At 74.1% G+C, this 12,425-nt stretch carries 11 protein-coding genes; 8 read left to right on the forward strand and 3 right to left on the reverse strand.

Annotated elements, in window-relative coordinates:
* Nucleotides 1–126: 126 nt before the first annotated feature.
* Nucleotides 127–720: a hypothetical protein gene (locus ACWGJO_RS02845; protein WP_452181824.1), complete on the reverse strand. Its 594-nt coding sequence runs from the start codon at nucleotides 718–720 to the stop codon at nucleotides 127–129.
* A gap of 424 nt (nucleotides 721–1,144) precedes the next feature.
* Between ACWGJO_RS02845 and ACWGJO_RS02850 the strand changes: the two genes are divergently transcribed.
* The 5 genes from ACWGJO_RS02850 to ACWGJO_RS02870 all read left to right on the forward strand — a co-directional run bounded on the left by ACWGJO_RS02850 (nucleotide 1,145) and on the right by ACWGJO_RS02870 (nucleotide 7,370).
* A complete protein-coding gene (locus tag ACWGJO_RS02850; protein ID WP_452181825.1) occupies nucleotides 1,145–2,491 on the forward strand; it encodes an extracellular solute-binding protein in 1,347 nt (448 codons plus the stop codon).
* The gene (locus ACWGJO_RS02855; protein WP_452181826.1) at nucleotides 2,488–3,402 is read left to right on the forward strand and encodes a carbohydrate ABC transporter permease; all 915 of its coding nucleotides are present in this window, start codon (nucleotides 2,488–2,490) and stop codon (nucleotides 3,400–3,402) included. Before ACWGJO_RS02850 ends, ACWGJO_RS02855 begins: the two co-directional genes overlap by 4 nt.
* The gene (locus tag ACWGJO_RS02860; RefSeq protein WP_452181827.1) at nucleotides 3,399–4,334 is read left to right on the forward strand and encodes a carbohydrate ABC transporter permease; all 936 of its coding nucleotides are present in this window, start codon (nucleotides 3,399–3,401) and stop codon (nucleotides 4,332–4,334) included. Before ACWGJO_RS02855 ends, ACWGJO_RS02860 begins: the two co-directional genes overlap by 4 nt.
* A 2-nt stretch (nucleotides 4,335–4,336) precedes the next feature.
* Nucleotides 4,337–6,142: a glycoside hydrolase family 36 protein gene (locus ACWGJO_RS02865; RefSeq protein WP_452181828.1), complete on the forward strand. Its 1,806-nt coding sequence runs from the start codon at nucleotides 4,337–4,339 to the stop codon at nucleotides 6,140–6,142.
* A gap of 100 nt (nucleotides 6,143–6,242) precedes the next feature.
* Nucleotides 6,243–7,370 (forward strand): LacI family DNA-binding transcriptional regulator, encoded by a 1,128-nt coding sequence (locus ACWGJO_RS02870; RefSeq protein WP_452181829.1) that lies wholly within the window; start codon nucleotides 6,243–6,245, stop codon nucleotides 7,368–7,370.
* On the opposite strand, the gene ACWGJO_RS02875 is transcribed toward ACWGJO_RS02870, so the two are convergent.
* Entirely contained in the window at nucleotides 7,367–8,194 is an 828-nt protein-coding gene (locus ACWGJO_RS02875; RefSeq protein WP_452181830.1) for a DeoR/GlpR family DNA-binding transcription regulator, read from the reverse strand. The two genes, ACWGJO_RS02870 and ACWGJO_RS02875, sit on opposite strands and share 4 nt — an antisense overlap.
* Before the next feature lie 114 nt (nucleotides 8,195–8,308).
* On the opposite strand from ACWGJO_RS02875, the gene galT reads away from it, so the two are divergent.
* The gene (gene galT, locus ACWGJO_RS02880) at nucleotides 8,309–9,415 is read left to right on the forward strand and encodes a galactose-1-phosphate uridylyltransferase (protein WP_452181831.1); all 1,107 of its coding nucleotides are present in this window, start codon (nucleotides 8,309–8,311) and stop codon (nucleotides 9,413–9,415) included.
* Nucleotides 9,412–10,539 carry a galactokinase gene (gene galK, locus ACWGJO_RS02885; RefSeq protein ID WP_452181832.1) on the forward strand — a complete coding sequence of 376 codons (1,128 nt, stop codon included), beginning with the start codon at nucleotides 9,412–9,414 and terminating at the stop codon, nucleotides 10,537–10,539. Before galT ends, galK begins: the two co-directional genes overlap by 4 nt.
* 67 nt (nucleotides 10,540–10,606) lie before the next feature.
* Here galK and ACWGJO_RS02890 read toward each other — a convergent pair whose 3' ends face one another.
* Nucleotides 10,607–11,266, reverse strand: a complete 660-nt coding sequence (locus ACWGJO_RS02890; RefSeq protein ID WP_452181833.1) for an NADPH-dependent F420 reductase — start codon at nucleotides 11,264–11,266, stop codon at nucleotides 10,607–10,609.
* A gap of 154 nt (nucleotides 11,267–11,420) precedes the next feature.
* Between ACWGJO_RS02890 and ACWGJO_RS02895 the strand changes: the two genes are divergently transcribed.
* Nucleotides 11,421–12,263, forward strand: coding sequence for an SDR family NAD(P)-dependent oxidoreductase (locus ACWGJO_RS02895; protein WP_452181834.1), 843 nt, complete (start codon nucleotides 11,421–11,423; stop codon nucleotides 12,261–12,263).
* Nucleotides 12,264–12,425: the final 162 nt, after the last annotated feature.

Below are 12,425 nucleotides of genomic sequence, written 5' to 3' on the forward strand. Positions count from 1 at the left end.
TCCCCGGGACCCCCGGGGCAGGCGATTCCCGGGGGCCGCGGGGGGCGCCCGGCGGGCGGTGGACGGGACCTGACCCGCCGCCGGGGGGCACGGGGAGGGGCGGGGGCCCCGCCGGCGGCGATCGGATCAGGCGGCGAGCAGGTACCAGCCCCCGAGGCCGCTGCACATGCTCGCGTTGTAGGTGCCCGCGCGGAAGCCGGCCGGAACGGGCTGGTAGGGGCACATGTACGCGCCGACGCGGGCCAGTTGCTGGTACCACGAGCCGATGTTTCCGCAGCCGGAGTTCATGTGGCCGGTGAGTACGTAGCCGGGCGGGATCGGCGAACCCGCGCAGGTGTACTGGCCGTCGCGGGGCAGCTCCAGGTACCAGTAGTCGATGCCGCTGCAGCCGGTGGCGTTGTGGAGGGTGATCACGTAGCCGGGCGGAATCGGGGAGGTGGCGCAGGTCCAGATGCCGTTCTGCACGGGCTGGATGTACCAGGCGCCGGCCTTGTTGCACCCGCTCGGCTGGCGCTGGGTGATCACGTAGCCGTCCGGTACGGGCGTGCCGGGACAGACCCACCCGGGGGACGCCTGGGCGGCGGCGACCGGTGCCGCCACCGGTGCCGCAATGGCCGTGCCGGCGGCCGTGCCGGTGAGGACGGCCACCAGCAGGGTGACCACCCCCACCGCGGCGGCGAGCCGGCGCCGGACTGCCGCCGCCCATGAACGACCGGGCACGTGGCGATACTTGATGTTCACTACTCACCAGTCCAATCGACGGGTCCGCGAAGCGCCGCGCGATGGCCGTACGGCGCCGTGCCGCGGAGCTGGACCGACCCTAGTCGGACGAACGGTGGGGCCGGTCGACACTGAACGAATACATGACAAACCTGCCCGGAAACCGACCCGGGGCCCTCTCGCCGGGTCGAGCCACCCGCTGATAACGGAACGGTTGCGGAGCTCGCCGTTCCCCTCTCCAGGGCTTGACGGCACGGGGAGGGCGGGCGTTTGCTGTGTCCGCTCGTTCGAACCTGTTTGGTTCTGGTCTGTTTTGTGTGTTTGAACGTTCAAACTGACCCGAGCAACCCCCGCCGCATCTGTCACACCCCACCACCCCCTGCGCATCACAGCCTTCCGGCGCCACCCCACCGAGAGGAATGCAATGTCACACCTTTCTCGTCGCGACCTTCTCCGCGCCTCCGGAGCCGGCCTGCTGGCCGTCGCCGCCGGCGGCACCCTCGCGGCCTGCGGCGGCGGCTCCGGCTCGGGCGGCGCCGCCGGCGGGGACGCCGACACCGGCACGATCACCGTCTGGTCCTGGGCCACCGCCGCCGACGCCCTGCGCGGCATCGTCCCGGCCTTCGAGAAGGACAACCCGGGGATCAAGGTCGACGTCCAGGACATCGGCGAGCCCGCCATCTGGGACAAGATCACCGTCGGCCTGGCGGCCGGCGGCCAGGGCCTCGGCGACGTCCTCCACATCGGCTGCGACTACCTGCCCGGCTACCAGGAGAAGTTCCCCGGCGGCCTGGCCGACCTCTCCGCCCTCGGCGCCGACGCCCACAAGGACAAGTTCGCCAAGGGCCTGTGGCCGGTCGTCACCGGCAAGGACGGCCACGCCTACGCGCTGCCCTGGGAGGTCAACGCGCTGGGCTTCTTCTACCGCAAGGACTACTTCGACAAGGCGGGCATCGACCCCGAGACCTTCGCCACCTGGGACGACCTGCTCGCCGTCGCCGACCGCTTCAAGGCCGCCAACCCCGGCGTCGCGCTGATCGGCGTCAACCGGGCCGCCAACCCCACCCCCGACCTGGACTTCCTCCAGGGCCTGATGCAGCTCCAGGGCGCCTTCTACTTCGACCTCCAGGGCAAGATCACCGTCGGCTCGGAGCCGGCCGTGCGCGCCCTGACCATCATCAAGCGGCTGGACGAGGCCGGGCTGATCGGTGACACCCCCGGCGTCCAGAGCTGGCCGCCGGTGATGAAGAGCGGCAAGCTCGCGGTGGCCGCGATGCCCACCTGGGTCGCGCACTACCTGGAGAAGAAGTTCCCCGACCAGAGCGGCGACTGGCGCCTCACCAAGCCCCCGGCGGTCACCCCCGGCGGCAAGCGCACCGCGCTGGTCAACTCCACCCACCTGGCCGTCGCCGCCTCCAGCCCGCGCCGCCGCGCCGCCTGGAAGTTCGTCGAGTACGCGCTCACCCGCACGGCCTCGGTCAACACGATGTTCAACGCGGGCGGCGTCTTCCCGGCCCTCACCGAGGCCTACGCCGACCCGATGTACGCCGCGCCCAGCGCCTTCTACGGCGGCCAGGCGGTGCTCAAGACCTTCACCGACCTCGCCACCGAGGGCGGTGACCCCACCAACTACTCCGGCGACTACGCCCGCGCCCTCAAGCTCGTCAGCGACGCCCAGACCAAGGTGCTCCTCAAGGGCGCCGACCCGGCCGCCGTCCTCCAGGACGCCGCCAAGCAGCTCGCCCAGCAGACGGGGCGCGGTATCGCATGAGCGCCGCCAGTCCGACATCCGCCGCCCTCACCGGGAAGGCCCGGCCGAGCCGCCGGCGGCGCACCGCCCTGCCGTACCTGCTGCTCGCCCCGGCCCTGCTCACCTTCGGCGTGTTCAAGGCCTACCCGATCATCGAGTCGCTGTGGCTCTCCTTCACCACCGGCGCCGGCACCGCCACCCGCAACGCCGGCATCGCCAACTACCGGCGGCTGCTGGACGATCCGCTGTTCTGGACGGCCCTGCGCAACACCGGCCAGATCCTCGTCGTCCAGGTCCCGCTGATGCTCGGACTGGCCCTGCTGATGGCCGTCGGCATCAACTCCGCGGTGGTGCGCTGGCGCACGGTGTGGCGGCTCGGCGTCTTCATGCCCTCGGTCACCGGCCTGGTCGCCACCGGCGTGATGTTCGCCTACCTGCTCAAGACCGACGACGGTGCGGTCAACTGGGTGCTGAACGCCGTCGGCCTGCCCTCCGTCGACTGGCTGGGCCAGCCGGTCTGGGCCCGGATGGCCGTCGTGGTGGTGCTCACCTGGCACTACACCGGCTACAACGCCGTCATCTACCTCGCCGGACTCCAGTCCATCCCGAAGGAGTTGTACGAGGCCGCGATGGTCGACGGCGCAGGCCCGATCCGCCGCTTCACCTCGATCACCGTCCCCGCGCTGCGTCCGGTGCTGCTGTTCACGGTCGTGCTCTCGACCATCGGCACGCTCCAGCTCTTCGACGAGCCGTACGTGCTCACCGGCGGCGGGCCGGACAACGCCACCCTGACCGTCTCCATGTACCTGTACCAGAACGGCTTCCGGTACTTCGACTTCGGCTACGCCTCCGCCATCGCCTACGCGCTCACCCTGATCGTGTCGGTGCTCGGCGCCCTCCAGATGCGCCTGATGGGAGAGCGCGACAAGTGACCTCCAAGACCACCACCCCCCAGACCACGACACCCCGGAGCACGACGCCCGAGGGCGCGGCACCCCGGAGCGCCACGCCCGGGAGTACGACCCCCAGGAGGGCGAACCGCCTCAAGAAGCTGCGCGGCTGGCCGCTCACCTTCTTCCTGGCCGGCATCACCGGGCTGTCGATCGCCCCCTTCTACTGGCTGGTGGTCTCCGCCACCCGCAAGGACACCGAGGTCTTCGACTGGCCGCCCAAGCTGCTGCCCGGCGGGAGCCTCGGCGAGAACCTGAGCCACCTGCAGCAGAAGATCGGCCTGCTCCGGGTGATCGGGAACTCCGTGCTGGTGGCGGGGGTCCAGACGCTGGGCGCCCTCGTCGTGGCGCTGCTCGCGGGCTACGCCTTCGCCAAGTTCCGCTTCCGCGGCCGCACCCTGCTGTTCGCGCTGCTGCTGTCCACTCTCGTGGTGCCCGAACAGGTCACGCTGGTGCCGCTGTTCAAGATGATGACGAACTTCGGCCTGCTGGACACCTACCAGGCGCTGATCCTGCCCGGGCTGTGCGTGCCGTTCGCCATCTTCCTGATGCGGCAGTCGCTGAGCAGCCTGCCGGACGAACTCCTGGACGCCGCCCGGGTCGACGGCGCGGGCGAGATCCGGGTGCTGTTCAGCGTGGTGGTGCCGGTCATGCGGCCGGTGCTGGCGGCGCTGTCGATCTTCCTCTTCCTGGGGTCCTGGAACCAGTTCGTCTGGCCGCTGATCGCCCTGCGCAGCCCCGAGATGCACACCCTGCCGGTCGCCCTGGCGACGCTGCACGGCAACAAGTCCAACACCGACTACGGCGCGATCCTCTCCGGCACCGCGCTGTCCACCCTGCCGATGATGGTCCTCTTCCTGGTCCTCCAGCGGCAGTTCATCTCCGGCCTGCTGGCCGGCGCCACGAAGGGCTGACCATGACCGAGAGCACGATCGAGAGCAGGAACGAGAGCGCGACCGCGACCGCGGCCGGGAGCACGGGCGGGACGACGACCGGCACCGACGACGTCTGGGAGCCGCACGCCCCCACCGCCGCCGGCGGCCTGTGCCGGCTGTACGCCGACGGGCTGGACCTGCGGGTGAGCGGCACCGGCACGGCCCGGGGCATCGCCGACGGGGTGGTGGAGGTGACCGCCGAGGGCACGGGCGAGGTGCGGATCGAGTGGCGCGTGCCCTGCGTGGACGCCACCGCCCTGTGGACCCCCGAGCCGCGCGGCACCGGCCGGCTGCCCGCCGCCTGGAGCGCCCCGCGCCGCACCTCGCTGGCCAACGGCGCGCCGATCGCCGCGCTGGTCGGCACCGGGGACGTCGCCCTGTGCGCCTTCGCCGCCGGGCGTCCGGACGTGCTGACCGGGGCCGGAGTGGTCGAGGAGACCGGCGAGTTCCGGTTCTGGGCCCAGGCCACCGACCGGCTCACCGTCCGGATCGACACCTCCCGCCGGCACTTCGGGCGCGCCCTGGCCGACCTCGCCGCCTGGTGGGGCGAGGGCCGCACGGCCGACATCCCGGAGGCCGCCCGCCGCCCCGCGTACTCCACCTGGTACTCGATGCACCAGGACATCACCCCCCAGGGCGTCGAGACCCAGGCCGCGCTCGGCAAGGAGCTGGGCCTGGACGTGATCATCGTGGACGACGGCTGGATGACCGCCGACCGCACCCGCGGCTACGCCCACTGCGGCGACTGGGAGCCGGTCTCGCTGCCCGACACCGCCGCCCACGTGCGGCGGGTGCACGACCTCGGCGTGCGCTACATGCTCTGGTACGCGCTGCCGTTCATCGGCAAGGACAGCGCCGCGTACCGGGAGATCGGCCACCTGGCGCTGGCCGACGCCGCCCACATGGGCGCGATCGTCGCCGACCCGCGCCACCCCGAGGTCCGGGCCTTCCTCACCGACCGGCTCGCCCGGGCCGTCGAGGAGTGGGGCATGGACGGCCTCAAGGTGGACTTCGTCGACTGGTTCGCCCGCGCCGCCGAGAGCGCCGACGCCCCGCCGGCCCGCCCCGGCGCGGACTGCGCGACCGTCGACGAGGGCGTGGAGCGGCTGCTCGCCGGGATCCGCGGCCGGATCAGCGCCGCCGATCCGGAGGCGATGATCGAGCACCGCCAGCCGTACGTCAGCCCCGGTCTGTGGCCGTACGCGACCATGATCCGCGCCACCGACTGCCCGCTCAGTCCGCAGGAGAACCGGCAGCGGACCGTCGACGTGCGGCTCGCGGCCGGGCCCGTCCCCGTCCACGCCGACATGCTGATGTGGCACCAGGGCGAGCCGCCGGAGCAGGTCGCCTGCCACCTGATCAACGTGCTGTTCTCGGTGCCGCAGGTCTCCGTCGACCTCGCCGCGCAGAGCGAGGCCCAGCGCGAGGCCATCGCCTTCTGGCTCGGCGTCTTCCGCGAGCACACCGCCACCCTCCAGCTCGGCGAACTGCTCCCGGCCCGCCCGGACCTCGGCTACCCGATGGTCACCGCGCGCGGCGCCGACACCGTGGCGGTGGCCCGCTACGCCGCACTGCCGGTGGACGTCTCCGGCGGGGACTGGAACACCCTGCTGGTCGCCAACGCCGACGCCGACCCGGACGTCCGGCTCACCGGCGGCCGCGGGCAGGCGGCGGTGACGGTGCAGGACGCCCGGGGGCGTATCGTCCGGCAGGGCGAGGTCGAGCTGGACCGGGCGGATGCGATCGTGGTGCCGCGCGGCGGACTGCTGACCCTGCGCCGGGCCTGACCCTGCGCCGGGCCCGGTCCCGCGCAGGGCCCGACCGCTCGGGGCGGTGGACCGGCGCCGGCCCCGTCGCCCCGAGCCCCGACCACCCCTGGAGGACCGCATGCCCGAGGGACCGCACCGGCCGCGCCGTGGCGCCGCCACGATCGAGGAGGTCGCCCGGGCGGCCGGGGTCTCCCGGCAGACCGTCTCCAACACGCTGAACGCGCCGCAGCGGGTCCGCCCGGAGACCCTGGAGCGGGTGAACGCCGCGATCCGCGAACTCGGTTACCAGCCCGACCAGTCGGCCCGCTCGCTGCGCAGCGGCGCCCGCCGCACCATCGGCTACCTCGCCCCGGTGGACGACCCGCTCGACCCGAACCCGTTGATGGCCGGCTTCCTGGAGGCCCTGGTCGACGCGGCCGGGGCGGCCGGGCAGCGGGTGCTGCTGTTCCGGCCGGGGCAGGGCACGGCCGACCCGGCGGCGGCGATCGACGAACTGGTGGCGGCCCGCCAGGTGGACGGACTGGTGCTGGCCGACGTGCTGCACGAGGACGTCCGGATCGCCCATGCGGCCCGGCTCGGCGTCCCGTTCGTCAGCTTCGGACGGACCGGGCCCGGGCAGCCGCAGCACTGGGTGGACATCGGCAACGAGGCGGCGATGGCCGAAGTGGTGCGGCACCTCGCGGCGCTCGGCCACCGCCGGATCGGCTACCTCGGGGCCGCCGAGGAGCTGCCCTGGATGGCGGCGCGGCGGGCCGGGTTCCTGGCCGAGGCCGACCGGCTCGGCCTGTCCGCGGTGGCGACGGGCGTTGATCGGGCCGGGGCCGTCGACGGGGCCGGAGGAGCGGCCGAGGGCTCTGTGACGGCCTCCGTACGGGCGCTGCTGCGCGGGCCCGACCGGCCGACCGCCGTCGCGGCCGGCAGCGACCTGCTGGCCCTGGACGTGTACGAGGCGGTCCGGGCGGAGGGGCTGGTGATCGGGCCCGGCGGGGTGGCGGTCACCGGGTTCCACGACACGCCGCTCTGCCGGCACCTCCATCCCGGGCTGACCTCGGTGCGGTTGCCGCTGCGGGCGATCGCCACGGCGCTGGTCGGCCGGCTGCTGGACCAGGTGCGCGGGCGGGCGGCGCCGGGCGAGGGGCTGGAACTTCCCACCGAGCTGGTGGTGCGGGGGAGTTCGGGCCGCTCCGGCGGGGCGGAGCGATCCGGCTGGTCGGGCTGGTTCGGCGAGCCGGGGCGGTCGGGCTAGCCGGGCCGGTTCGTGCGGTCCGCCGTCGCCGCCACGATCAGCTCGCCGACCATGCCCGCGGCGGCCGCCCGCTGCTCGGCGGGCAGGGCGTCGTCGGTGACCAGGACGTCCAGCTGGTCCAGGTCGGCGAAGGTGGCCAGGCCGACCGCGTTCCACTTGGTGTGGTCCGCGACCACGACCACCCGGCGGGCCGACCGGAGGAAGGCGCGGTTGGTCTCCGCCTCGGCGAGGTTCGGGGTGGTCAGCCCGGCCTCGGGGGAGAGCCCGTGGCAGCCCAGGATCAGCAGGTTGACGTGCAGGGAGCGGATCGCCCGGTCGGCCACCGGCCCGACCAGCGCGTCCGAGGGAGTCCGCACGCCGCCCGTGCGGATCACCGTGGCGGTGGCCGGCGTGCCGTCCTCGGCGGGCTGTTCCAGCAGCTCGGCGATCCGCAGCGAGTTGGTCACCACGGTCAGGCCCTCGACCGCGCGCAGGTGCCGGGCGACCGCGAAGGTGGTCGTCCCGCCGGCCAGTCCGACCGCCGAACCCGGCGGGACGAGCGCGGCGGCGGCCCGGGCGATCGCCTCCTTGGCGGGCAGCTCCCAGAGCGCCTTGGTCTCGAACCCGGGCTCGCCGGTGGCGGGTGCCTCGACCCGGACGGCGCCGCCGTGCACCTTGTGGACCAGGCCCCGGCGCGCCAGCGCGTCCAGGTCGCGCCGGACCGTCATGTCGGAGACCCCGAGGTCGCGGACCAGCTCGGTGACCCGTACCCCGCCGCGCTCGCGGATCTGCTCCAGGATCAGCACGCGGCGCTGTCCGGCGAGCGGTTGGGCGCTGTCAGCCATCGGGAGGCCTCCTTCGAGCACGTCGATCGCGTGCCCATGGTGGATAATGTTTGAGATTGTAGCTTTCTGTTGATTTACCCATGTCCAATGGCTTCACTCGGAGGAAGAAGGGCCATGCCCGGTACGTCCCTGACCCAGCCCACCGTCAGGACAGTGACCACCCTCGCGGACGGTCGGCAGCTGATCTACTACGACGGCGGCACCGCCGCCCCCCGGACCGCGGTGGACGAACGGCCGCTCGACCCGCAGGCCCCCGGTTCCGAGGTCCGGCTGGACCCGGCCACCGGCGACTGGGTCACCATCGCGGCCCACCGCCAGGCGCGCACCTACCGGCCGCCGGCCGAGGAGTGCCCGCTCTGCCCGTCCCGGGACGGGCGGCTCAGCGAGATCCCGGCCGAGGACTACCAGGTGGCCGTGTTCGAGAACCGCTTCCCCTCGCTGGCCGGCCCGCCCGCGGAGCCCGTCCGGGCGGCCGGGGGCCTGTGGACCAGCGGCCCCGGCGCCGGGCGCTGCGAGGTGGTCTGCTTCACCGCCGACCACGAGGCCTCCTTCGCCGACCTCACCCCCGAGCGCGCCCGGCTGGTCCTGGACGCCTGGACCGACCGCACCGCCGAACTCTCCGCCCTGCCCGGCGTGCGGCAGGTCTACTGCTTCGAGAACCGGGGCGCCGAGATCGGCGTCACCCTCGCCCACCCGCACGGCCAGGTCTACGCCCTGCCCTTCATCGCCCCGCGCACCGCCCGGATGGCCACCCGCGCCGCCGAACACCGCGCCGCCACCGGCCGCAACCTCTTCGAGGACCTGCTCGCCGCCGAACGCGCCCACGGCGACCGCATCGTGCTCGCCGGGACGCACTGGACGGCCTTCGTCCCCTTCGCCGCCCGCTGGCCGTACGAGGTCCACCTCCACCCGCACCGCCGGGTGCCCGACCTGACCGCGCTGGACGCCGAACAGCGGGACGAATTCCCCGCCCTCTACCTGGAGTTGCTGCGCCGCTTCGACCGGCTCTTCGGCACCGGCCGGACCCCGTACATCTCCGCCTGGCACCAGGCCCCGGCCGGACAGCGGGACGAACTCGCCCTGCACCTTGAGCTGTTCACCATCCGCCGCACCGCCGACAAGCTCAAGTACCTGGCCGGGGTGGAATCCGGCATGGACGCCTTCGTCAACGACGTCACCCCCGAGGACGCGGCCCGCCGGCTGCGGGAGGTCGCCGCATGAACACCTTCGAGCAGCTGTACGGCCGCCCCTCCGAGGGGGAATGGGCCGCCCCCGGCCGGGTCAACCTGATCGGCGAACACACCGACTACAACCTCGGGTTCGTCCTCCCCATCGCCCTGCCGCGGACCGTCCGCGCCCAGGCCGCCCGGCGGGAGGACGGACTGCTGCGGCTCTGGTCCGCCCAGGGCGGTGACCTCGTGACGCTGAAGGTGGACGACCTCGCCCCCGGCTCGGTGCCCGGCTGGGCCGGCTACCCGGCCGGGGTGGTGTGGGCGCTGCGCGAGGCCGGCCACCGGGTCGGCGGGGCCGACCTCCGACTGGACAGCGACGTGCCCGGCGGCGCCGGGCTCTCCTCCTCGGCCGCCCTGGAGTGCGTCGTCGCCGCCGTCTGCAACGACCTGTACGGGCTGGGCCTGGCAGGCCCGGAGCTGGCGGTGCTGGCGCAGCGGGCCGAGAACGCCTTCGTCGGCGTGCCCTGCGGAATCATGGACCAGATGGCCTCGATGTGCTGCCGCCCCGGGGCCGCCCTGTTCCTCGACAGCCGTGATCTGACGACGCGGCAGGTGCCCGTCGACCTCGCGGGCGCGGGCCTCGCCCTGCTCGTCCTGGACACCCGGGTGAAGCACGACCTCGGCGACGGCGCGTACGCCGCGCTGCGGGCCGGCTGCGAACGCGCCGCCGCCCTGCTCGGGCTGCCCGCGCTCCGCTCGCTCCAGCCTGCCGGACTGGCCGACGCGCTCGCCCGGCTCCCCGAGGACCTGGTTCCCCTGGTGCGCCACGTGGTCACCGAGAACGCCCGGGTGGAGGCCGCCGTCGCCCGACTGGACGCCGGCGACCTCGCCGCGCTCGGTCCGATCCTCACCGCCGGGCACGCCTCGCTGCGCGACGACTACCGGGTCTCCTGCCCGGAGACCGACCTCGCCGTCGACGCGGCCCTGACCGCCGGCGCCCACGGCGCGCGGATGACCGGCGGCGGCTTCGGCGGCTCGGTCATCGCCCTGGTGGACGCGGACACCGCCGAGCGCGTCGCCGCCGAGGTCACCGCCGCTTTCCGCGAAGCCGGGTACGCCGAGCCGCGCACCCTCACCGCCGTCCCGGCGGAGGGGGCGCGCCGGCTCCGCTGAACCGCTCCGCCGGGCGGGGGCCGAGGACGGGCCCTACGCCCGGTGGGCGGCAGGGTGCCCCGGGAACCTACGCCCGGTGGGCGGCCGGGCGCTCCGGGGAGGCCTCCGCGAGCGCCCGGGTGACCGCCTCGACCCCGGCCCGCAGCCCGTACACCGGGGTGGCCGGCTGCTGGCGCCAGGAGTCGTCGATCCCGCCCGCGTCCACGGTGTCGAAGCCCAGCGCGTCGACCAGCTCCCGCACCACCCGCTTGGCCGCCTCGTCGTCCGACGCGACCGGCACGGCGAGCCGCTCCGGGTCCCCGGCCGGGCGCGGGCGCTCCAGCAGGTCCTGGGCGTAGGTGCCGTTGAACACCTTCACCACCCGGTGCCCGAGGTGCTGCTCCGTCCACCGGCTCTCGGTGAGCCCGTCCTCGATCGCGTCGATCCGGCCGTCGCGCTCCTTCGGGTAGTAGTTGCCGGTGTCGATCACCGCGACGCCCTCGGCGGCGCCGTCCAGCAGCCCGGCGGGCAGGTCCGGCACGCTCTTCAGCGGCACCGTCACCACCACGACCTGCGCGCCCCGGGCGGCCTCGGAGACCGTCACCGCCGTCGCGCCGGTCTCCTCGACCAGTGCCTTGAGCGTCTCCGGGCCACGGGAGTTGGCCACCGATACCTCGTGCCCCAGCGACGTCAGCCGTCGCGTCAGGTTGCCGCCGATGTTGCCCGCGCCGATGATGCCGATCTTCATGGGAAGTCCCTCTTCGCGAGTGCCGTATTGGACCGTCGCCCTGACCCAACCGTCCGGTGATCGCGCCGATTCCCGGTTTGCAGGGTGGTTTTCCGGGACCCACGGTCGAGGCGGGCCTGGTGCCGGTCCGGCACCCGTCGCGAAGGTGAACGGCATGAGCCACACTTCCTCCGACGCCACCGTTCTTTCCGACGCCACCGTCCCCGGCGATGCCGCCGCCCCCTCCGATGCCACCGCCCCCGGCGACGCCACGGTCCTCGTCACCGGTGGCACCAGCGGCATGGGCCTCGCCACCGCCCGTCACCTCCTCGCCACCGGCGCCCGGGTCGTCATCACCGGCCGCGACGACGCGCGGCTCGCCCGCGCCGCCGCGCGCCTCGACGCCGGCGACCGGCTGCTCACCGTCCGCGCCGACGCCTCCGTGGCGGCCGACCTCGCCCGGCTGGCCGACACCGTGCGGGAGCGGTACGGCCGGCTCGACGGGGTCTTCGCCAACGCCGGCGTGGCCGGCTTCCAGCCGGTGGACGAGGTGACGGAGGCCGAGTTCGACCGGATCGTCGCCGTCAACCTCAAGGGCGTGTTCCTCACCGTCCAGCACGCGCTGCCGCTGCTGGACGCCGCCGGCGGCGGATCCGTCGTCCTCAACGCCTCCTGGACCCCGCACCGCGGCCTGCCCGGCGCCGCCGTCTACGCCGCCACCAAGGCCGCCGTCCTCAGCCTCGCCCGCACCCTCGGCAGCGAACTGGCCGGCCGCGGCATCCGGGTCAACTCGGTCAGCCCCGGCTACATCGTCACCGAGATGTTCCACGCGGCCGTCCCGGACCCGGCCGACCACGAGCCGATCCGCGGCCACGTCCCGCTCGGCCGGCTGGGCACCGCCGAGGACGTCGCGCAGACGGTCGTCTTCCTGCTCTCCGACCGCTCCTCGTACATCACCGGGCAGGACATCGTGATCGACGGCGGGCTCGTCCCGGCCTTCCCGTCCCTGACCGGCTGACCGCCCCGGCCGGCCGCTGACCGTTCCGGCCCCGCCCGGGCCCCGCCGTGCCTGGTCCTGACAGGGCCCCGCGCCGCGGCCCCCCGGCGGGGGTGAAAACATGCAAGGGAACCCCCCCCCCGGCCGCTCCCGAGAGCGCCCCCCCGCCCCGCCCGCCCGCGG

The sequence above is a fragment of the Kitasatospora sp. NPDC054795 genome (assembly GCF_053611565.1).